The 22153-nt window shown below is 33.7% G+C and carries 20 protein-coding genes; 17 read left to right on the top strand and 3 right to left on the bottom strand.

Translation table 11 applies throughout. The features are described 5' to 3' along the window. Positions 1-40: 40 nt before the first annotated feature. Positions 41-430, bottom strand: coding sequence for a DUF7147 family protein (locus AST02_RS05605; RefSeq protein WP_069816349.1), 390 nt, complete (start codon positions 428-430; stop codon positions 41-43). A gap of 69 nt (positions 431-499) precedes the next feature. Here AST02_RS05605 and rsmD point away from each other — a divergent pair, with 69 nt between their 5' ends. Next, positions 500-1042, top strand: coding sequence for a 16S rRNA (guanine(966)-N(2))-methyltransferase RsmD (gene rsmD, locus AST02_RS05600; RefSeq protein ID WP_069816347.1), 543 nt, complete (start codon positions 500-502; stop codon positions 1040-1042). A 1-nt stretch (position 1043) separates the two neighbouring features. Next, complete coding sequence (coaD, locus tag AST02_RS05595) at positions 1044-1529, top strand: pantetheine-phosphate adenylyltransferase (RefSeq protein WP_002507974.1); 486 nt, start codon at positions 1044-1046, stop codon at positions 1527-1529. Positions 1530-1701: 172 nt separating this feature from the next. On the opposite strand, the gene AST02_RS05590 is transcribed toward coaD, so the two are convergent. Further along, positions 1702-2835: a nucleotidyltransferase gene (locus tag AST02_RS05590; RefSeq protein ID WP_069816345.1), complete on the bottom strand. Its 1134-nt coding sequence runs from the start codon at positions 2833-2835 to the stop codon at positions 1702-1704. Positions 2836-2961: 126 nt separating this feature from the next. Here AST02_RS05590 and AST02_RS05585 point away from each other — a divergent pair, with 126 nt between their 5' ends. The 6 genes from AST02_RS05585 (at position 2962) to pheT (ending at position 9407) form a co-directional block, all read left to right on the top strand. Continuing rightward, on the top strand, positions 2962-3507 hold the full coding sequence (locus AST02_RS05585) for a YceD family protein (protein WP_057511870.1): 546 nt from the start codon (positions 2962-2964) through the stop codon (positions 3505-3507). A gap of 84 nt (positions 3508-3591) precedes the next feature. Next, complete coding sequence (gene rpmF / locus AST02_RS05580; RefSeq protein WP_002507971.1) at positions 3592-3765, top strand: 50S ribosomal protein L32; 174 nt, start codon at positions 3592-3594, stop codon at positions 3763-3765. A 132-nt stretch (positions 3766-3897) separates the two neighbouring features. Then, positions 3898-4839, top strand: a complete 942-nt coding sequence (locus AST02_RS05575) for a M23 family metallopeptidase (RefSeq protein WP_069816343.1) — start codon at positions 3898-3900, stop codon at positions 4837-4839. Positions 4840-4865: 26 nt separating this feature from the next. Then, the gene (locus AST02_RS05570; RefSeq protein ID WP_069816341.1) at positions 4866-5606 is read left to right on the top strand and encodes a TrmH family RNA methyltransferase; all 741 of its coding nucleotides are present in this window, start codon (positions 4866-4868) and stop codon (positions 5604-5606) included. Between the two features lie 340 nt (positions 5607-5946). Next, positions 5947-7005 (top strand): phenylalanine--tRNA ligase subunit alpha, encoded by a 1059-nt coding sequence (gene pheS / locus AST02_RS05565; protein ID WP_069816339.1) that lies wholly within the window; start codon positions 5947-5949, stop codon positions 7003-7005. Beyond that, positions 7005-9407, top strand: coding sequence for a phenylalanine--tRNA ligase subunit beta (gene pheT, locus AST02_RS05560; protein WP_069816337.1), 2403 nt, complete (start codon positions 7005-7007; stop codon positions 9405-9407). Before pheS ends, pheT begins: the two co-directional genes overlap by 1 nt. Positions 9408-9734: 327 nt before the next feature. Here the strand turns inward: pheT and rnhC are convergent, their stop codons facing one another. Then, positions 9735-10676: a ribonuclease HIII gene (rnhC, locus tag AST02_RS05555; RefSeq protein WP_069816335.1), complete on the bottom strand. Its 942-nt coding sequence runs from the start codon at positions 10674-10676 to the stop codon at positions 9735-9737. A 317-nt stretch (positions 10677-10993) separates the two neighbouring features. On the opposite strand from rnhC, the gene zapA reads away from it, so the two are divergent. The 9 genes from zapA to sdhB all read left to right on the top strand — a co-directional run bounded on the left by zapA (position 10994) and on the right by sdhB (position 21989). Further along, on the top strand, positions 10994-11260 hold the full coding sequence (gene zapA / locus AST02_RS05550) for a cell division protein ZapA (protein WP_002507965.1): 267 nt from the start codon (positions 10994-10996) through the stop codon (positions 11258-11260). Beyond that, a complete protein-coding gene (locus tag AST02_RS05545) occupies positions 11260-11781 on the top strand; it encodes a CvpA family protein (RefSeq protein WP_069816333.1) in 522 nt (173 codons plus the stop codon). Before zapA ends, AST02_RS05545 begins: the two co-directional genes overlap by 1 nt. A gap of 119 nt (positions 11782-11900) precedes the next feature. After that, positions 11901-13613, top strand: coding sequence for a DNA polymerase/3'-5' exonuclease PolX (gene polX, locus AST02_RS05540; protein ID WP_069816331.1), 1713 nt, complete (start codon positions 11901-11903; stop codon positions 13611-13613). Between the two features lie 9 nt (positions 13614-13622). Further along, complete coding sequence (locus AST02_RS05535; RefSeq protein WP_069816329.1) at positions 13623-15974, top strand: endonuclease MutS2; 2352 nt, start codon at positions 13623-13625, stop codon at positions 15972-15974. Between the two features lie 81 nt (positions 15975-16055). Continuing rightward, complete coding sequence (trxA, locus tag AST02_RS05530; protein ID WP_002507961.1) at positions 16056-16370, top strand: thioredoxin; 315 nt, start codon at positions 16056-16058, stop codon at positions 16368-16370. Positions 16371-16616: 246 nt separating this feature from the next. Then, positions 16617-18404 (top strand): excinuclease ABC subunit UvrC, encoded by a 1788-nt coding sequence (gene uvrC / locus AST02_RS05525; protein WP_069816327.1) that lies wholly within the window; start codon positions 16617-16619, stop codon positions 18402-18404. Positions 18405-18744: 340 nt separating this feature from the next. Then, on the top strand, positions 18745-19356 hold the full coding sequence (locus tag AST02_RS05520) for a succinate dehydrogenase cytochrome b558 subunit (protein ID WP_069816325.1): 612 nt from the start codon (positions 18745-18747) through the stop codon (positions 19354-19356). A 45-nt stretch (positions 19357-19401) separates the two neighbouring features. Further along, positions 19402-21165, top strand: coding sequence for a succinate dehydrogenase flavoprotein subunit (gene sdhA / locus AST02_RS05515; RefSeq protein ID WP_069816323.1), 1764 nt, complete (start codon positions 19402-19404; stop codon positions 21163-21165). A 2-nt stretch (positions 21166-21167) separates the two neighbouring features. After that, entirely contained in the window at positions 21168-21989 is an 822-nt protein-coding gene (gene sdhB, locus AST02_RS05510; protein WP_069816321.1) for a succinate dehydrogenase iron-sulfur subunit, read from the top strand. Positions 21990-22153 lie beyond the last annotated feature (164 nt).

The following is a 22153-nucleotide window of genomic DNA, read 5'->3' as shown; positions in this document are numbered from 1 at the left end:
AATAGTACAATCATAGTCTACAGTGGCTCGTTTTATTCAATTATTGCAATGGTGGAATCCATCGTTGCAGTCTTAAAACGCTGATTAAGTAATTAAAATATAAATCGATGTCGTGGAAGGTGTCACTCGGTTGTACATCTACCTCTTTGATATCTATATTGTATAGTCTTGCTTGCTCATTGATTAATTCAAACTTTTTGTTTGAATTAGGATAGGGATAATTTAAAGCATTAACCATGATATACATAGCTTGGAAGTGATTTTCACTTGTAGGATGCATAACGATTGCTACTGAAGAAGGTTTTTTTTCAAAAGTAGCAGTGTGGAAATACACAATATGGTCGATACGTTTGAAATTATATGCTATTAAAGTGTTAAATTCGAATAAGTCTGTGAGGCCTTCGCCTAATTTTATAAATGATTGTTTCAATATTGTAACCTCCTTAACATGCAATATGCATTATATAAAATTTGATTTAAGAATGGAAGTGTTAATAATATGAGAGTGATTTCAGGAATATATAAAAGTAAAGCGCTAGAGAGTTTAGAAGGGCGCAATACAAGACCTACGATGGATAAAGTGAAAGAGGGTATTTTTAATAGTCTTCATGAAGTTTCAGGTATAGGTTTAGATTTATATGCAGGTAGTGGGTCTTTAGGTATCGAAGGTTTGTCTCGTGGTATTGATAAAATGATCTTTGTAGATCAAAATTTTAAAGCCGTTAAAGTGATTAAAGCAAATTTAAAAAATTTAAATATAGAATCGCAAACTGAAGTATATAAAAACAATGCAGACCGTGCGTTGAAAGCACTTTCGAAACGTGATATTCAATTTGATGTAATTTTTTTGGACCCACCATATGAAAAAGGACTTATAGATGAAGCATTGGAAGAAATCGCAAAGTTTAATTTATTAAAAGAAAGTGGTATTATCGTTTGTGAGTTCAATCATCACGAAAAAATTAATACTGATCCTTTCCATGTGATAAAGCGTTATCATTATGGACTGACAGACACTTTGTTATTAGAAAAAGGAGATTAAAATGTCTACAACTAAAGCAGTTATTCCCGGAAGTTTTGATCCAATTACATATGGGCATATAGATATTATAGATAGAAGTGCTGATCGCTTTGATGAGCTTCACATTTGTGTCTTAAAAAACAGTAGTAAAGCAGGAACATTTTCAATTGAAGAACGCATAGAATTGATTAAAGAATCAGTGAAACATTTGGATAACGTTACAGTTCATCACTTTAATGGTTTACTTGTTGATTTTTGTGACGATATTGGCGCACAGACAATAATTAGAGGTTTGAGAGCTGTAAGTGACTTTGAATATGAATTGAGACTGACTTCAATGAATAAGAAGCTAAATAGTGATGTAGAAACAATGTATATGATGACAAGTACAAATTACTCGTTTATTAGTTCAAGTGTAGTTAAAGAAGTTGCTGCATATAAGGCAAATGTTTCAGACTTCGTCCCAGTACATGTGGAAAAAGCATTGAACAAAAAATTTAGAAAATAACTATAAAGAACCGATACTTAACAAATTGAATAGTGGTTCTAGACTGTATACAAAATCGCTGAACTGTATCTAGTCAAATAGGTAAAGGGATAATTAAAATTAGTTTAAGGCTGACATCATACTTTTAGGTATGCGGTCAGCCCTTTTTAATTTATGGTTAATATATACTGTCTTAAACACGTATCACAGGTGTATTGAAGTCGGTAGCGGTACTATTAGAAAGAAAATTATAAATCTGAGTGGCGTGTATTTCATTCGTAAAATAATGTGCGTTTTGTTTATTGACTTGAGTTATATAATTACGTTCTGGAAAAGCGTTTTTTAAATATTTTAAATATTGCTGTCCTTTTTGTGTCATGCCTAATACTCTAACGGCTTTAATTGTTGAAGGTTTATCTTGTTGTTTGAAATTCAGTAAAATGTTCATAAGTAAACGTTGGATATGCGTATATGTATAACGCTTCGTTTTAATTAATTTCATTAAATGTTCAAAAGAAGTCGCTTCATTGATTAAAAGTATTAAACGATGTTCTAAGCCTTCACTCATTAAGTGGATTTGTTCTAAAGCTTGCACGTCTTGGCTTAAAATCGCGTATTTTATATAAGTGAAGGTGTCTTCAATTGAGACGTGAGGCGCTCCATAAAGTGTTTGAGTTGATTCAGGAACAACCTTTTTCCATTGTTCATCACCTGTTTGAATCGATTTACGAATCGAAGTACCACTCGCAAAAGCAAAGTTTGAAATTAAATCATCATGATGAGCGCTTTGTTCTCGAGGTATCGTCCAAGGTTGGATGCTTGGTGCCCATTTTTGAATCGCACGCACATATGATATCCCTAAAGTGTTATTAGGTGATGAAAGTAACGAATGATCAGAGATAAGTTCACTAATTATTCGTGGGTAGCTTTTACCTTCTTTAGATTTCTCAGAAAATTGTGGGGAATCTTCTACTTTATTCATTTCTTGAGCAAGTGATAGAAATGCATTTATATCACCAGATTCACTACCAAATGATAAATGATTAATATTTAAATAATCTGCTACTTGAACTGCAGTTTCTGCAAAATACTGTCCTGCAGATATAGCAGAGTAGGCAGGTAATTCAATAACTAAGTCGACAGCGGTTAACGCCATTTGTGTTCGAGTGAATTTATTATAAATTGCTGGTTGGCCTCTCATTACAAAGTTTCCACTCATAATTGCGACAGAAACTTCGGCTTCGGTAATTGACTTTGATTTCTGGGCATGGTATAAGTGACCATTGTGGAAAGGATTATATTCTGTGACTAGTGCAACGCTTTTCATTTGCAATTCTTCCTTTCAGAATTCATTATATATATTGTAACAGATGTAAATGTGTTAAGAAAAAATCTTGACAACTTATGTCTATAAAGTTAAAATAAATTTTGTGCTTGTTAGAGGTGAAGCCCTATGAAATGGTCAATAACACAATTAAGAAAATTCCAAGATAAACCATTTGAATTTCATCAAACGGTTAATTTTGATCATTTAGTAAAATCATTAGATTTAATAGATCTATCTGATATTGATGTTGAAGGTGAATTAACCGTCAGATCAAATGAAGTCATTGCAGATATGCATATAACCGGAACGTATACGATGCCATGTGCACGTACGTTAGTTCCTGTAGAAACTCCTATAGATATTAAATCTCAAGAGATTTTTGATTTAGAAGGATATGATGAGTATAGTAATGGCGAAGATAAAGATGAACATTACCATGATGCAACAAACGGTATGATAAATCTAAAAGATATTACTGAAGAACTAGTTATCATTGGAAAGCCAATGCGTGTTTTTTCAAGCGAAAGCGATCAGATGTTAAGTGAAGGCAATGGTTGGGAAGTTATTGACGAAGAAGAAGCGGTTGAGCTTGCAAAAGATAAGGAAGAATCTGAATCTAAGCAAATTGATCCTAGGCTTCAAAAACTACAACAATTATATGACGAAGAGTAATAGCGGATTTTAATAATCTATAGTATAATGGATTATTGAATCTGAAAATTTCTATTTAGTGTTTGAATATAAGGAGGATATATCATGGCAGTACCAAAAAGAAGAACGTCAAAAACAAGAAAAAATAAACGTCGTACGCATTTCAAAATTTCAGTACCTGGTATGACAGAGTGCCCAAGTTGTGGAGAATATAAATTATCTCACCGCGTTTGTAAGAACTGTGGTTCATACAATGGCGAAGACGTTGTATCAAAATAATTTCATTTAATTAAATGGCTTAATAATAGCCTATTCTAATCGTTCACTAATTATTCACTTGATAATTTTTGAGCGATTTTTTATGTTAGAGATAGATAGTATTTATATTCAACTGATAGGTTGTGTAAAATTATGGAAACAATGAATGCACAAATAATTATAGATAAAATAGAAAATAGTGATGCTATTTGGCTTTATGAGCATTTTAGTGATTATTTTCAAGAAGTTTCTTCTTATAAAGAATTCAAAAAATTGTTGAGTGCATATAATGGTATTAGAGGAACAAACAGGTTGTATAAACATTTACATATAAATCGCCAAGATGAGTACATTTGGTTTGACAGTAATATGGAATCAGGTGCAAGTGTCATTTTAAATAAATATCAAGAAATTATTGGAATGGCGCTAATTCCGATCAAACAATCACATTTGATTAAGTTCTCTAAATGTAGCTATACCATCCCTTTACAAGAAGATTGGCTTGTTCATACTGGTGGCTCAAATGAATTATTAAATCATCACTATCGATATAAAAACCAACGCAATGCTTTTGATTTTGTAAAAGTAATTGAAGGTTTTACATATAATGGTGATTCTACGCTGTGTGAGAATTATTTTAGTTATAATGCGCCTATTTTAGCTCCAGCAAATGGAGTAGTAGAAGAAATTGTAGACGGGATTCCTGATTGCACACCTGGTGAATATAATACAATGCATCCTGAGGGTAATTATATAATTATTAAACACAGACGTAATGAATATAGTATGATAGCACATATCAAACCGGATTCATTTAAAATTAACAAAGGAGATACGTTGTTGCGTGGACAACATATCGCAAATGTAGGTAATTCAGGAAATGCTGCTGAACCACATGTACATTTTCAAGTGATGAATCATAAAAACATAAAAACAACTCAGACGTTGAAAGTTAGATTTCTCAATAACGCTTCACCAGTCAAAGGTGATATAGTAACATATACAGGAGATAATATTTTAGTGGAAAGTGAAAGTCAATTTTCTACATTTTTTAAAAATATTAGTACAAATATTAAACATAAATTTAAAAGTTAAAAATACTAAAATAAAGAGGCTATGCTATGGAAATGATTACTTCGGCTCAAAATAGTAAAGTTAAAAATGCAATTAAATTAAAAAAGAAACGTGAAAGAGATAAAACAGGACGTGCACTTATCGAGGGCTATCATTTGATTGAAGAGGCATACAAGAGCAATTTAAAAATTGAACAATTGTATGTCGTTGATATTGAAAGACTCGATGATGGTATGATTAATTATGCTGAAGAAGTATTTGAAATCAATTTAAAAGTTGCTGAAGCATTATCAGGTACAGTTACGCCACAAGGCTTCTTTGCAGTGATTGAAAAACCTGTTCATGAAACACGGAAAGCCCAACAAGTGCTATTAATAGACTGTATTCAAGACCCAGGTAATTTAGGAACACTAATCCGTACCGCTGATGCTGCAGGATTAGATTTAATTGTTCTTGAAAAAGGCACAGCAGACCCTTATCAAGATAAAGTTATGCGTGCGAGTCAAGGCAGTGTCTTTCATATTCCAATTGTGTCACAAGATTTAAGTGAATTTATTGATGAATTTGAAGGTGAAGTGTATGGTACTGCGTTGGATAATGCAGTAGCCTATAATCAAATACAAAGCCAAGAAAAGTTCGCGTTACTTTTAGGTAATGAAGGTGAAGGTGTAAACCCTGAATTGTTGAGTAAAACGACTCAAAATTTAACAATACCTATATATGGCAAGGCTGAAAGCTTAAATGTAGCAATAGCTGGTAGTATCGTGATGTATCACTTGAAAGGTTGACCCTTTAATCAATTATCGTATATAATATAGTTAATGATATTAGAAAATAAATATTAACCTTTAAAAAGACGTAGACTATTTTCATACAGTTGCTTAAGGGAGATTATCCTAAGACTGCAAGATAATCCACTGTATTTAGTTTTTTTCACCTTTTTGGTTACTTAAAGAAATTTAAGTCGGACTTCATTTCCGTTATCAATGACAACAAGTGTATGCTTAGGCATAAATTTGGGTGGTACCACGGAAGGCTTTCGTCCCAGTTTCAAGGGATGAAAGTCTTTTTTTTGCGTTTTTACAAACAATCATTATACATTTAGATTTTAATATAGGAGGACTATGTATGGCACAAACAGAAGCGATGACTGAGCTTAAGCAGCAAGCATTAGTTGATATTAATGAAGCTCAAAATGAAAAAGAATTACAAGACGTAAAAGTTAAATATTTAGGTAAAAAAGGTTCAGTTACTGGTTTAATGAAACATATGAAAGATTTATCAAACGAAGAAAAACCAGCCTATGGTCAACAAGTGAATGAAGTGAGACAAGCCATTGAAGGTGAAATTGAATCACGTCAAGAACTTTTAGCTCATGAACAATTAGAACAACAATTAAAAGAAGAACAAATTGATGTCACATTACCTGGCCGTAAAATTTCAATAGGCTCTAAACATCCTTTAACAAGAACGATTGAAGAGATTGAAGATTTATTCTTAGGTTTAGGTTACGAAATTGTTGATGGTTTTGAAGTAGAAAAAGATTACTATAACTTTGAAGCATTAAACTTACCTAAATCACATCCAGCAAGAGATATGCAAGATAGCTTTTATATTACAGATGAAATATTAATGCGTACACACACTTCTCCTGTGCAAGCGAGAACGATGGAAGAACGCAATGGTCAAGGTCCTGTAAAAATCTTATGCCCCGGTAAAGTTTATCGACGCGATTCTGATGATGCAACGCATAGTCATCAATTTACTCAAATTGAAGGTTTAGTTGTAGATGAAAATATTAAAATGAGCGATTTAAAAGGTACGTTAGAATTATTAGCTAAACAATTGTTTGGCGAAGATAGAGAAATTAGATTACGTCCAAGTTACTTCCCATTTACTGAACCTTCAGTAGAAGTAGATGTGTCATGTTTCAAATGTGAAGGTGCAGGCTGTAATGTTTGTAAGCAAACAGGTTGGATAGAAATTCTAGGCGCTGGTATGGTACATCCTAATGTATTAGAAATGGCAGGTTTCGATTCAAATAAATATACTGGCTTTGCATTTGGTATGGGGCCTGATCGAATTGCAATGTTGAAATATGGTATTGAGGATATACGTCATTTCTATACAAATGATGTACGTTTCTTAGATCAATTTAAAGCTGTAGAAGATAGAGGTGAAAAGTAATGTTTATTTCAAAAGAATGGTTAGAAAGTTACGTAGATATTAATGAACCAATAAATGCACTTGCAGAAAGAATTACACGTACTGGGATTGAAGTAGATGATGTTGTAGATTATACAAAAGAAACTAAAAATTTAGTGGTCGGTTACGTACAATCTAAAGCGCCTCATCCAGATGCTGACAAGTTAAATATCTGTTTAGTAGACATCGGTGAAGCAGAACCGGTACAAATCGTGTGTGGTGCGCCTAATGTTGATGCTGGTCAGACAGTTATTGTTGCAACAGTAGGTGGTAGATTACCTGGCGGCATAAAAATTAAGCGTGCTAAATTACGTGGAGAACGTTCAGAGGGTATGATTTGTTCGCTTCAAGAAATTGGTGTGCCAAGCAATCTTGTCCCTAAAAAATTTGAAGATGGTATTTATGTCTTTTCATCAGAAGTGACGCCAGGTACAGATGCTATGACTGCGTTATATTTAAATGACCAAGTGATGGAATTTGATTTAACACCAAACAGAGCTGATGCACTAAGTATGATTGGTACAGCTTATGAAACAGCAGCATTATACAATGTGTCGATGAAGAAATCAGAAACAAATAGTAAAGAGGTTTCTGGACAAGCATCAGATGAAATCAGCCTGAACATTCAAAATAAAGATAAAGTTGCATATTATAGTGCAAGAGTAGTGAATGGTTTAACAATAGCGCCATCTCCAGAGTGGATGCAAATGCGTTTAATCAAAGCAGGTATTCGTCCAATCAATAACGTCGTAGATATATCAAACTATGTACTTTTAGAATACGGACAACCGCTACACATGTTTGATAAAGATCAAATAGGTTCAAGTCAAATAGAAGTACGTCAAGCTCATGCTGATGAAAAAATGACTACACTAGATGATCAAGAAAGAACATTGAAAGACAGTGATATCGTTATTACAAACGGCACAAATCCAATAGCAATTGCTGGTGTAATGGGTGGCGATTTCTCAGAAGTGACTGAATCAACAACGAATGTTGTGATTGAAGGCGCAATTTTTGACCCTGTTTCTATTAGACATACTTCAAGAAGATTAAACTTAAGAAGTGAAGCTTCTAGTCGTTTCGAAAAAGGTATTGCTACAGAATTTGTAGATGAAGCGGTGGATAGAGCGTGTTATTTACTTCAAACTTATGCGGGCGGTTCAGTAACACAAGGTCGTGTAGCAAAAGGTGATTTAGGTCAATTTGTTACTCCAATTGAAATTTCTATAGATAAAGTAAATAAAACAGTAGGTTTTGAACTATCAGCGGAAGAAATTGAAGCGATTTTTGTACAATTAGGCTTTGAAACAACTAGAAATAAAGATATCTTAACTGTTATGGTACCTTCTCGTCGTAAAGATATTACAATAAAAGAAGACTTAATTGAAGAAATTGCACGTATTTATGGTTACGACGAAATCCCATCAACATTACCTGTGTTTGAGGAAGTCACACATGGTGCTTTAACTGATAGACAAGGTAAGTCTCGTGTCGTGAAAGCAACACTAGAAGGCGCTGGATTAAGCCAAGCAATTAACTATTCATTGGTAGACAAACAACGAGCACAAGATTTCGCGCTACAAGAACGCGCTACAATTGATTTATTAATGCCGATGAGTGAAGCGCATGCTACTTTACGACAAAGTTTGGTACCTCATTTAATTGATGCAGTTTCTTATAACGTCGCACGTAAAAATAATAATGTGCGCTTGTATGAACTAGGTCGCGTATTCTTTGGTAATGGCGAAGGTGAATTACCAGATGAAGTTGAATATTTAAGTGGTATCTTAACAGGTGATTACACAGTTAATGCTTGGCAAGGTAAGAAAGAAGAAATTGATTTCTTTGTTGTCAAAGGAATCGTAGATCGCATTGCCGAAAAATTAGATATCCAATTTGACTATGAATCTGGAGAAATTGATGGTTTACATCCTGGTAGAACAGCTATGGTTAAACTAAACGATGAAATCATTGGCTTTGTGGGTGAATTGCATCCTCAAGTTGAAAAAGAGCATGACTTAAAACGCACATACGTTTTTGAATTAAATTATGAGAAATTGATGGCTGTCACAGTTGGATATATTAATTATCAACCTATCCCTAGATTCCCAGGTGTATCAAGAGACATTGCTTTAGTTATTAACCGTACAATACCATCAGCAAAATTAGTGAAAGTCATTGAAAATCATGGTGGGGACATTTTACAAAATGCCGAAGTATTTGATGTTTATGAGGGTGAACATATTGCTGAAGATGAGAAATCAATTGCAATTCGTTTAGCTTATTTAGATACAGAGCAAACACTTACAGATGACAAAGTAAATGCAGTACATGAAGACATCTTAGCTGCTTTACAAGCAGAAGGTGCAACAATTAGATAAAATAGTGTAATTAAAAACCTTGGTAGACCATTATTATGGACTGCCAAGGTTTTTAGATTGTCGATAAAGTCTATGTGTTGGTAGTTTTTTGTACATACTTTCCGCGAGCATAGCCTCAGCCTGTAGTCTTCAGCTAGCGCTTTTACCGTAAGAGTCGGCACAAACCACTGACTTTATTTAAACAATAATAATTTCATTATTGAACAAAGATTGTCTCAATGATAAATGCTTATAAAAAAATAAACCAAATGCTTTTATGGCAATTGGTTTATCTCGTTATGAAATTTTGGTAGACCATCGCAAATGGACTATCAAGATTTTTATTTGCTAACGATGTTTCTTTTGTACTAATTTTTCTGCTTTGGCACGGTTGGCAAAATGCTTTTTAGTGATAGAGTCTAGGTAATCAATGCCTTTGCGTTCAATGATTTTAGCTGCTGCAAGGTCGACTTTATTACTAGCACCTTTAGGAATCTCTGTTTTAGCAGCACGGGAGAGGCTATCCATATTTTTAACAAAGGCATAACGTGAAATAATGCTGGCTGCCGCAATTGCTATAGATTTAGATTCACCCTTTGTTTCGAATTTTGTTTTAGTGCTGAAGGGTAAGTCGGTTAGCGCATAGCGTTTATATACACCCGCCTCAGCAAATTGATCAATGACAATATAGTCTAATTCATCAGTATCTATCTTTTGCGTTACATTTTTGATTGCCTCGTTATGTAATACTGCTTTCATTTTAACTTGTGACCAGCCAGATTTTTGTTTTTCGTTATATTTTTCATTGTGCATAGTTAACAAAGAATGAGGGATAAAAGTCACAAGCTGTTCAGCCAATTCGATGATTTTTGCATCAGTCAATTTTTTAGAATCATCGACGCCAAGCGTTTTTAATATTTGAATATTTTTCTTAGAAACATACGCAGCACACACAGTAAGTGGTCCGAAATAGTCACCACTGCCTGCTTCATCACTACCAATACATTGATAATTGTTATATCGAATAGTTTGTTTAGTGCTCGAAGTTTTTTTGGGTGAATTCGTTGTAGATGTTGCAGGTTTAGCTGTATTAGGTAAGAGTTGGGATGCTATATTGTCTGCATCTTTACCTTGAAACATGACTTTATTTGAATTATAAATTGAAATTGAAGTGCTTTTATATTTAGTTTTGCCTTTCATTCCCTGAGAAACATTCGATGTATCAAATTGAATTTTAGACATTAATTGCTGGATTTCTTGATTTGTTAATTTAAGTACAACATTTGTCATGTTTTTTTTGGCCTCACTTTATATGGATTGCTAATATTTATATTTCGACACTGAACATCATATCACAAGTATAAATAACCGAGCTACCTGTGAAAGTACCATCTATTAAAAGTTTATGTAGAGGCATTTTCGTTTACATTGTCAAAAATATTATGAATAACAAATATTTCAAATATTACAAATCACACCTCTTACAAAATAATATTTTGTCGTGTATAATGGTTCGTAATAAATAGTATAAATTACTAAATTAAACACTTAAAAGAATCAATCAGAGAATGAATTCGGAAATATAAACAAAAGTCAGGAGTTATTATATGGGAGAGTTTAAAAATCGGATTAACGTCACTATAAATGATCAGCGCTATACAATTGTCGGAGAGGACAATCCTGAGCATATCCGTTATGTAGCACATCTCGTCGATGAAAGGATTAAGGAATTGGGCAGTAAAAGTGCAGGTCTAGACACGACAAGAAAAGCAATATTAACAGCGGTAAATATCATGCATGAAAAAGTACAATTAGAAGAGGAAAATCATCGTCTACAACAAGAAATAAAACAACTGAAAAACAGTGATGAATAATGATTTTTGATATACTAATAGTAATTGTTTTTATATACATAGGAATGATTGGGTTTAGAAGAGGTGTATGGTTAAGTGCATTGCATCTAGGTGCTACGCTGTTTTCATTATGGGTAGCACAACGATTTTATTTGCAAATATCTCAACGATTGGAATTATTTATACCTTTTCCTAAAACACAGGCTTACGATTTGAATTATGCTTTTCAATTTGATAATCTACAACAGCGATTCGACCACATTATTGCATTTTTAATCGTAGCGACAATTACCAAAATGCTTTGCTATGGGGTTATTGTAGTCTTTGATAAAGTGATTCAATACCAAGGGCTCAATTTAATAAGTCGATTTATTGGTATGCTAATGGGAATAATATCTTCAATTATTATTTGCGCAACATTATTGTATAGTGCAGCACTTTATCCATTAGAATTCATCCAACAGCAACTCTCAAGCTCGATGATTGCCGAATATATGTTATTACATATTCCTTATGTATCGACATTCGTATTAAACATATAGTTAGCATAATTTTCGTAAAATATATAGATTTTTAAAATACAGGAGGTCAGGGCATAACCAATTTACTGATGAACGCATAACAGTAATCTGTCTTGACCTTTTTTTATGGAGTGAAAGTAATGACAAAAAAAGATATTATTCAATTATTAGAAAAAATAGCTACTTATATGGAATTAAAAGGTGAAAACACATTTAAAGTTTCAGCGTATAGAAAAGCAGCACAAAGCCTTGAAATAGATGAACGTCCGCTTGATCAAATTGAGGATGTTACAGAATTAAAAGGCATTGGTAAAGGTGTAGGAGACGTAATTAAAGAATATCGTCAAGAGGGGAAATCTTCGACTTTAGCGTCATTACAAGAGGAAGTGCCAGAAGGGTTAATTCCTTTATTGAAAATACAAGGATTAGGCAGTAAGAAAATAGCTAAACTTTATAAAGAATTAAATATAGATGGCAAAGAAGCATTACAAAAAGCTTGTGAAGCAGGTGAAGTGAGTGAATTAAGCGGCTTTGCTAAAAAAACCGAGCAAAATATCTTAGAGGCAGTTAAAGCGCTTGGTGCGAAAAAAGATAAATACCCGATTGACCAAATGAGAGGCTTAAACATTGAAATTAACGAACATTTAGCCTCAATTGCAGATATTGAACAATACGAAGTAGCGGGTAGTTACAGAAGATTTAAAGAAATGAGTAAAGATTTAGACTATATTATAAGTACAAATGAACCGACAAAGGTACAACAAGCATTACTTGATATTCCTAATAAAGTTAAAGAAGTAGCTGTTGGTCAAACAAAAGTATCATTAGAAGTAACTTATGATGATGAAACAATAGGTGTAGATTTCAGGTTAATCGAACCTTCAGCTTTCTATCACACACTACAGCACTTCACTGGTTCTAAAGATCACAATATTCGTATTCGTCAGTTAGCTAAAGAAAATGATGAAAAAGTGAGTGAATATGGTATCGAACAAGCAAATGGCGAATTGCTTCAATATCAAAGTGAAAAAGAAATTTATGAACATTTCGGTGTGAATTGGATTGACCCAGCAATGCGTGAAGATGGAAGTGAGTTCGATAAAGACCTGTCAGATATTATTAAATTAGATGACATTAATGGAGATATTCATATGCATACGACGTATAGCGATGGTGCATTCAGTATTGAAGAAATGATAGAAGCAAACATTGCTAAAGGTCATCAATTTATGGTGATTACAGATCACTCTCAAAGCTTAAAAGTTGCTAATGGTTTGTCAGTTGAGCGCCTATTACGCCAAAATGAAGAAATCAAAGCTTTGAATAACAAATATGAAGAAATTGATATTTACTCAGGTATTGAAATGGACATACTTCCTGATGGTCGTTTAGACTATGATGACGAAGTGTTGGCGCAATTAGATTATGTCATTGCAGCAATACACCAAAGTTTTAACCAATCGCAGGAAGACATTATGAAACGCTTAGAAAACGCATGTCGCAATCCATATGTCAGACATATTGCACATCCAACAGGTCGTATTATTGGAAAACGTCCAGGTTATGAACCAGATATTGATAGATTATGTAAAATTGCTGAAGAGACAAACACGATTTTAGAAATTAATGCAAACCCTAAACGGTTAGATTTAAATGCCGAAACAGTTAAAAAACATCCGAATGTTAAATTAACTATTAATACGGATGCCCATCATGTAGATCATCTTGAATTCATGAAGTACGGTGTGGCGACTGCACAAAAAGGGTTCGTTAAAAAAGACAGAGTAATCAATACGATGTCACGAGAGGCGTTTAAATCGCTTATAGAAAATAATATTAAATTGAAGAAATAGAGGGATTATATGAGGCAGAAATCATTAAATGTCCTGGAATTCGACAAAATAAAAGCACTTGTAGAGAATGAAGCAATAAGTGATTTAGGTAAAGAAAAAGTTGTAGCGATGACTCCAGCAACTGATTTCAATACTGTCGAATTTCAAATGAATGAAACAGATGAAATAGCTCAAATCTATAATAAGCATCGCATGCCAAGTTTAAGTGGTTTAGCAAAAATATCTTCATTTATTCATAGAGCAACAATTGGTGGCGTACTCAATGTTAGCGAATTAAATGTAATTAAACGCTTAATACAAATACAAAATCAATATAAAACATTTTATAATAGTTTGTTGAACGAAGAAGAAGAAGAAATTAATTACCCAATTCTAAACGATAGAATGGAACAACTACCTGTTTTATCAGACTTGTATCAAAATATACATCAAAAATGTGATGCCTATGATTTATTTGATGATGCTAGTTACGAATTACAAGGTATTAGAAGTAAGATTTCTAAAACAACGCAACGCATAAAACAAAATTTAGATAAAATTGTAAAGCATCAAGGCAATCAAAAAAAGCTATCTGATGCAATTGTGACAGTGCGTAACGATCGTAATGTTATACCAGTGAAAGCAGAGTATCGTCAAGATTTCAACGGGATTGTGCACGACCAATCTGCATCTGGTCAAACATTGTATATTGAACCTTCCTCAATAGTAGAAATGAGTAATCAAATTAGTAGTTTCCGTAATGATGAAGCTGTAGAGCGTGAACGTATATTGACTGAACTAACTGTACAGGTTGCTGAAGAAGCAGACGCTTGTTTGATTTCAGAATCTATTATGGGTCAAATTGATTTTTTAACAGCTAAAGCACGTTATGCACGTTCAATTAAAGGCACGAAACCAGAATTTACTAAGGATAGAACTGTTTATTTACCGAAAGCATTTCATCCGTTGCTAGATAGAACTTCTGTTGTTGCGAATACGATTGAATTTGCTCAAGATATAGAAACTGTGATTATAACAGGACCAAATACGGGTGGTAAAACGGTGACCCTCAAGACACTGGGGTTAATTATAGCAATGGCTCAATCAGGCATGCTAATTCCTACACTTGATGGCAGTAAATTAAGTATTTTTGAAAATGTGTATTGTGACATCGGGGACGAACAATCCATTGAACAGTCATTATCAACGTTTTCTTCACATATGAAAACTATTGTTGAAATACTTCAAAATGCGACTAAAAATAGTTTAATCTTATTTGATGAATTGGGCGCCGGAACAGATCCAAGTGAAGGTGCCGCCTTAGCAATGAGCATATTAGATCATGTACATGAAATTGGTTCACTTGTAATGGCTACGACACACTATCCTGAATTAAAAGCATACAGCTATAATAGGGAAGGCGTAATGAATGCCAGTGTGGAATTTGATGTAAATACATTAAGTCCGACTTATAAATTATTAATGGGCGTTCCTGGACGGTCAAACGCGTTTGATATTTCTAAAAAATTAGGACTTAATATGCAAGTGATTCAAAAAGCCAAATCTATGATTGGACAAGATGAACAAGAGATTAATGAAATGATTGGATCATTAGAAAATAATTCTAAACGAGTTGACGAACAGCGTATCGAATTAGATCAATTAGTAAGAGAAGCACAAGAATCGCGTGACGCACTTGCTAAACAGTACGCACAATATCAGAATTATGAAAAACAACTTTTAAGCGAAGCCAAAGAGAAAGCAAATCAACGTGTGAAATCAGCTACGAAAGAAGCAGATGACATTCTTAAAGAGCTACGTGAACTTAGAGATAAAAAAGGCGCCGATGTTAAAGAGCATGAATTAATCGATAAGAAGAAACAGCTTGAAGATCAGTACGAAGCTAAGTCACTGAAACAAAATGTCCAAAAGCAAAAATGGGACGAGATTAAGGCTGGAGACGAAGTGAAAGTCCTGACATATGGCCAAAAAGGTGAAGTGTTAGAACTTATTGGTGATAAAGAAGCTGTAGTACAGATGGGTATCATAAAAATGAAATTACCCTTAGAAGATTTAGAAAAAACGAAGAAAACCAAAGAAGCTCCTGCCAAGATGATTAAGCGAGAAAATCGACAAAGTATTAAAATGGAACTCGATTTACGTGGTTATCGATATGATGAAGCAATGGTGGCTGTGGATCAATATTTAGACCAAGCTGTGTTGAGTAATTATGAACAAGTTTATATTATTCATGGTAAAGGAACAGGTGCTTTGCAAAAAGGTGTGCAAAAACATTTAAAACGACATAAAAGTGTGTCATCATATAGAAACGGAATGCCAAGCGAAGGTGGATTTGGCGTTACCGTGGCTGAATTAAAATAAACGTGAGCAAGAGATATGCAGAATGTTATAAAGTCTGTTATAATTTCTTCATCATTTGAAATTTAAGGAGGATTGGCAGTTATGGCAATCGTAAAAGCAACAGATTCAAACTTTGATGAAAACATCAAATCAGGTGTAAATTTAGTAGATTTTTGGGCAACATGGTGTGGCCCTTGTAAGATGATTGCTCCAGTATTAGAAGAATTAGCTGGTGACTATGACGGCAAAGCTAATATTTTAAAACTTGATGTAGATGAAAATCCATCAACAGCTGCTAAATTTGAAGTTATGAGTATCCCAACTTTAATCGTATTTAAAGATGGCGAACCAGTAGATAAAGTAGTAGGTTTCCAACCTAAAGAAAACTTAGCAGAAGTAATCGAGAAACATTTATAGTAAACCATTAGCAAAGCTGGGACATTAATTTATTTAATGTCCCAGTTTTCAATTTATTAGCGTTTCAATAGATTGTTTAATGCGCTGGTACTATTTATAATAGATTGTAGGTAATATTTAAAACTCAAACAATGAGATGTATATATGATTAAAAATTATTAACTGAAACATGATGTATATTTACTTTCATGTCGTTATATTATATAGATTTAAAGGAAATATGAAGTGAAAGGAGGAGACATTAACGTGGAGACGTATCAAGAACAAATCAAACAGAAACTTACAGTTGTGCCAACTGAACCAGGTTGTTATTTGATGAAAGATCGTAATGACCAAATTATTTATGTCGGTAAAGCGAAGAAATTAAGAAACAGATTAAGGTCTTATTTTACTGGTGCTCACGATGCAAAGACAACACGTTTAGTTGGAGAGATTCGAAATTTCGAATTTATTGTCACGTCTAGTGAGACAGAATCACTGTTATTGGAACTTAACCTTATCAAACAATACCAACCAAGATATAATATTTTATTAAAAGATGATAAAAGTTATCCATTTATTAAAATTACTAAAGAAAAATACCCACGATTAATTGTTACAAGAACAGTTAAAAAAGGCACTGGTAAGTATTTTGGACCATATCCTAATGCGTATTCTGCACAAGAGACTAAAAAATTACTTGATCGCATTTATCCTTTTAGAAAATGTGATAAAATGCCTGACAAATTATGTTTATATTATCACATTGGTCAATGTTTAGGGCCGTGTGTCTATCCAGTTGAATTAGAAAAGTATGCAGAAATGACTAAAGAGGTTTCAGATTTCTTAAATGGTGAAGATAAAACGATTTTGCGTAATTTAGAACAAAATATGAAAGATGCTAGTGAAACATTGGATTTTGAAAGAGCAAAAGAATATAGAGATTTAATACAACATATTCATAATTTAACTAAAAAACAAAAAATCACAACATCGGATTATACAATTAGAGATGTTTTTGGCTATAGCGTATCTAAAGGTTGGATGTGTATACAAGTGTTTTTCGTTCGCCAAGGTAATATGATTAAACGTGATGCGACGATGATACCAATACAACAAACAGAAGAAGAAGAATTCTATACTTTTATCGGGCAATTTTATGATTTGAATCAACATTTGTTACCTAAAGAAGTGCACATTCCACAACATCTAGATAAAGCTATGGTTGGTTCGGTTGTAGATACAAAAATTGTGCAACCTATAAAAGGTAAAAAGAAAGAATTGGTAGATTTAGCTAATCATAATGCTGAAGTGACGCTTGAAAATAAATTCGAGTTAATCGCAAAAGACGAGTCCCGAACAGTTAAAGCAATTGAAGAGCTTGGTGACCGCATGGGTATTCAAACACCAATTAGAATTGAAGCGTTCGATAATTCTAATATACAAGGTGTGAATCCAGTTTCTGCTATGGTCTCGTTTATTGATGGTAAACCAAATAAAAAAGGCTATCGGAAATATAAAATTCAAACAGTAGATGGACCAGATGATTATAAATCGATGCGTGAAGTGGTACGTAGACGTTATACACGTGTCCTAAATGAAGGCACACCATTGCCAGATTTAATTATTGTAGATGGTGGTAAAGGCCATATGAGTGGTGTAATAGATGTACTCGAGAATGAATTAGGATTAGATATCCCTGTTTCAGGTCTTCGTAAAAATGATAAGCACCAAACGTCAGAGATATTATATGGAGAAAGTGCTGAAATCGTTCCGCTCAAAAAAAATAGCCAAGCATTTTATCTGTTACAAAGGATACAAGATGAAGTGCATAGATTTGCTATTACTTTCCATAGACAAACACGCCAAAAAACAGGTTTGCAATCAGTATTAGATACAGTAGATGGTATCGGTGCTAAGCGTAAAACGAAATTATTGCGAACGTTTGGTTCAATAAAGAAAATGAAAGAAGCAAGTATTGATGATTTGAAAACATCAGGCTTACCACAAAATGTAGCCCAAAATTTACATCAAGCCTTACACAATAAAAAATAAAATGTTTATGGCATGAGAATCATTCTCATGCCCAAATTGTTTTTAATTAGTGTTACAATAGCAAATAAGAGGAATTCTTTTTTTAAAAGTATGTGGAAGCGTTTTCTAATTGAGAAAAATTATCATTTGAAATCAAACCTTTTAAACAATAAGTAATATTCAATTAAGGATTCACTTAAATGTTTAGAATTATACGGCATAATATTGTATTGCAACAAATATATAATATTATAATTTAGTGTTGTACGTTTGTTTTTGAAAGAAATTATGTAATCGCTTTATATATTTCTAAGAAAGAATTTCAAAAAAAATCAACTGTTTCACAGGGGGGAACTTCCTTTTGGCATACTCGAAAAATCAATTCTATTTAAGACGTTTACATTCTTTACTTGGTATCATACCTATAGGTGGATTTTTAATATTCCATTTACTCGTAAACCACCAAGCGACGAAAGGTGCAGATGCATTTAACCAAGCGGCTGGATTCATTGAATCCTTACCTTTCTTAATTGTATTGGAATTTGTATTGATTTACATTCCGATTCTGTATCACGCAATTTATGGTGTACATATTGCCTTTACGGCAAAAGAGAACGTAGGTCATTATTCAGCTTTTAGAAACTGGATGTTCCTACTACAACGTATAACAGGTGTTATCACTTTTGTGTTTGTTGCTATTCATGTATGGCAAACACGTATTCAACGTGCGTTAGGCGATGAGGTCAACTTTGACATGGTACATGACATCGTAACTAACCCATTTTGGTTAGTGTTCTATATTGTCTGTTTATTAGCTGTTACATTCCACTTTGCGAATGGTTTATGGTCATTCTTAGTAACATGGGGTGTATTACAATCACAAAAATCGCAACAAATTTTCACATGGGTTTCTTTAGTGGTATTTATCGTAGTTTCATACATTGGTATAAGTGCTATTCTTGCGTTTTTATAAGATAAAAAATAAGTTTCAGATTTATATTTAGGGGAGTGACTATTTATGGCAGAGAAGAAAGTTATTGTTGTCGGTGGAGGACTTGCCGGTCTAATGTCAACAATTAAAGCAGCAGAACAAGGCGCACATGTCGACTTGTTCTCACTTGTTCCTGTTAAACGTTCACACTCTGTGTGCGCACAAGGTGGAATCAACGGAGCAGTAAATACAAAAGGTGAAGGCGATTCACCAACAGTCCACTTAGACGATACAGTATATGGTGGAGATTTCTTAGCAAATCAACCGCCAGTTAAAGCGATGACAGATGCAGCACCTCAAATTATTCATTTATTAGATCGTATGGGTGTAATGTTCAACAGAACGAATGAAGGTTTATTAGATTTCAGACGTTTTGGTGGAACAATGCATCACAGAACAGCATATGCTGGTGCAACGACTGGTCAACAGCTACTATACGCTTTAGATGAGCAGGTTCGTAGTTTTGAAGTAGATGGTTTGGTTACTAAGTACGAAGGCTGGGAATTCTTAGGCATAGTTAAAGATGATGACAACATGGCTAGAGGTATTGTTGCTCAAAACGTAACGACTTCTGATATTGAATCATTTGGTTCTGATGCAGTTATCATGGCTACAGGTGGACCAGGTATTATCTTTGGTAAAACTACAAATTCAATGATTAATACTGGTTCAGCAGCATCAATTGTTTATCAACAAGGTGCAATGTATGCAAACGGTGAATTTATTCAAATCCATCCAACAGCAATTCCAGGTGATGATAAACTCAGATTAATGAGTGAGTCAGCACGTGGTGAAGGTGGACGTATTTGGACTTATAAAGATGGTAAACCTTGGTACTTCTTAGAAGAGAAATATCCGGATTATGGTAACCTTGTTCCGCGTGATATTGCTACACGTGAAATCTTTGATGTCTGTGTTAACCAAAAATTAGGTATCAACGGTGAAAACATGGTATACCTTGATTTATCACATAAAGATCCACATGAATTAGATGTAAAATTAGGTGGTATCATTGAGATTTACGAGAAATTCACAGGTGATGATCCTCGTAAAGTTCCAATGAAAATCTTCCCAGCGGTACATTACTCAATGGGAGGACTTTATGTAGATTACGACCAAATGACAAACATCAAAGGCTTGTTCGCAGCTGGTGAATGTGATTATTCACAACATGGTGGTAACCGTTTAGGTGCCAACTCATTATTGTCAGCAATTTATGGTGGCACAGTTGCAGGTCCAAATGCTATCGAATATATTTCTAATATCGAATCTTCTTACACTGATTTAGATGATAGTATCTTTGAAAAACGCGTGAAAGAAGAACAAGAGAAATTTGATAAATTACTCAATATGCAAGGTTCAGAAAATGCGTACAAATTGCATAGAGAGCTCGGAGAAGTTATGACAGCCAACGTAACCGTTGTTCGTGAAAATAAAACTTTATTAGAAACTGATAAAAAGATTTTAGAATTAATGGAGCGTTATAACAATATTGATATCGAAGATACTCAAACTTGGAGTAACCAAGCAGTATTCTTCACTCGTCAATTATGGAACATGCTTGTACTTGCCCGTGTAATTACAATCGGTGCATACAACCGAAATGAATCTCGTGGTGCACATTACAAACCAGAATTCCCTGATAGAAATGATGAAGAATGGTTAAAAACTACTTTAGCAACATATCAAGGAAAAACAGAAGCGCCTAAATTCACTTACGAAGATGTTGATATAAGCTTAATTCCACCTCGTAAACGAGACTACTCTACGACGTCTAAAGGAGGTAAATAATTATGGCAGATACAAAAGAAGTAAATGAAACAGCAGCGCAAGAAGAACAAAACCAACAACCAAGCCAAAAATTAATCAAATTAATTATCAAACGTCAAGATACAGAAGAATCAAAACCTTATGAGGAAGAGTTTGAAATTCCTTATAGAGAAAACTTAAACGTTATAGCGTGTTTAATGGAAATCAGACGTAACCCAATTAACAGTAAAGGTGAAAAAACAACACCGGTTATCTGGGATATGAACTGTTTGGAAGAAGTATGTGGTGCTTGTTCAATGGTGATTAACGGTCAAGCAAGACAATCATGTTCTGCAATTGTTGATCAATTAGAACAACCTATTAAATTAGAACCAATGAGTACCTTCCCAGTTGTTCGTGACTTACAAGTTGACCGTACTAGAATGTTCGATAACTTGAAACGTATGAAAGCTTGGGTTCCAATTGATGGTACTTATGATTTAGGTCCTGGACCTCGTATGCCTGAGAAAAAACGTCAAACAGCTTATGAATTATCAAAATGTATGACATGTGGCGTATGTTTAGAAGTTTGTCCTAACGTTACAAGTAATAATGATTTCGTTGGCGCACAAGCAATTTCACAAGTTAGATTATTTAATTTACATCCAACAGGCTCAATGACAAAAGATGAACGTCTTGAAGCCTTAATGGGTGGCGGTGGATTACAAGCATGTGGTAACTCTCAAAACTGTGTCAATGCGTGTCCTAAAGGTATTCCTTTAACAACATCGATTGCAGCATTAAATAGAGAAACATCATTCCATATGTTTAAATCATTCTTTGGTTCAGATCACCAAGTCAATTAATAACATATAATATAAACTAAAGACTTAACATCTATTTAAAACAGATGTTAAGTCTTTTTTATTTTAAGGATCTTCGGATTTTGAAAAGACATGGAATATGGCTAGAGTCTTTTATCTCTCATTCATATTATTCCACTAGTGGTCAGATCTTTAATGATCTTATA

It is taken from the genome of Staphylococcus equorum, assembly GCF_001747895.1.
In the GTDB taxonomy this organism is placed as follows: Bacteria; Bacillota; Bacilli; order Staphylococcales; family Staphylococcaceae; genus Staphylococcus; species Staphylococcus equorum_A.
This window is presented reverse-complemented; position numbering and strand designations above follow the sequence as displayed.

What these genes read in the sequence shown, in the direction of transcription:
- rsmD (WP_069816347.1), top strand. Translation starts at nt 500, where the DNA reads ATGAGAGTGATTTCAGGAATATATAAAAGTAAAGCGCTAGAGAGTTTA.
- coaD (WP_002507974.1), top strand. Translation starts at nt 1,044, where the DNA reads ATGTCTACAACTAAAGCAGTTATTCCCGGAAGTTTTGATCCAATTACA.
- AST02_RS05590 (WP_069816345.1), bottom strand. Translation starts at nt 2,835, where the DNA reads ATGAAAAGCGTTGCACTAGTCACAGAATATAATCCTTTCCACAATGGT.
- AST02_RS05585 (WP_057511870.1), top strand. Translation starts at nt 2,962, where the DNA reads ATGAAATGGTCAATAACACAATTAAGAAAATTCCAAGATAAACCATTT.
- rpmF (WP_002507971.1), top strand. Translation starts at nt 3,592, where the DNA reads ATGGCAGTACCAAAAAGAAGAACGTCAAAAACAAGAAAAAATAAACGT.
- AST02_RS05575 (WP_069816343.1), top strand. Translation starts at nt 3,898, where the DNA reads ATGGAAACAATGAATGCACAAATAATTATAGATAAAATAGAAAATAGT.
- AST02_RS05570 (WP_069816341.1), top strand. Translation starts at nt 4,866, where the DNA reads ATGGAAATGATTACTTCGGCTCAAAATAGTAAAGTTAAAAATGCAATT.
- pheS (WP_069816339.1), top strand. Translation starts at nt 5,947, where the DNA reads ATGGCACAAACAGAAGCGATGACTGAGCTTAAGCAGCAAGCATTAGTT.
- pheT (WP_069816337.1), top strand. Translation starts at nt 7,005, where the DNA reads ATGTTTATTTCAAAAGAATGGTTAGAAAGTTACGTAGATATTAATGAA.
- rnhC (WP_069816335.1), bottom strand. Translation starts at nt 10,676, where the DNA reads ATGACAAATGTTGTACTTAAATTAACAAATCAAGAAATCCAGCAATTA.
- zapA (WP_002507965.1), top strand. Translation starts at nt 10,994, where the DNA reads ATGGGAGAGTTTAAAAATCGGATTAACGTCACTATAAATGATCAGCGC.
- AST02_RS05545 (WP_069816333.1), top strand. Translation starts at nt 11,260, where the DNA reads ATGATTTTTGATATACTAATAGTAATTGTTTTTATATACATAGGAATG.
- polX (WP_069816331.1), top strand. Translation starts at nt 11,901, where the DNA reads ATGACAAAAAAAGATATTATTCAATTATTAGAAAAAATAGCTACTTAT.
- AST02_RS05535 (WP_069816329.1), top strand. Translation starts at nt 13,623, where the DNA reads ATGAGGCAGAAATCATTAAATGTCCTGGAATTCGACAAAATAAAAGCA.
- trxA (WP_002507961.1), top strand. Translation starts at nt 16,056, where the DNA reads ATGGCAATCGTAAAAGCAACAGATTCAAACTTTGATGAAAACATCAAA.
- sdhA (WP_069816323.1), top strand. Translation starts at nt 19,402, where the DNA reads ATGGCAGAGAAGAAAGTTATTGTTGTCGGTGGAGGACTTGCCGGTCTA.
- sdhB (WP_069816321.1), top strand. Translation starts at nt 21,168, where the DNA reads ATGGCAGATACAAAAGAAGTAAATGAAACAGCAGCGCAAGAAGAACAA.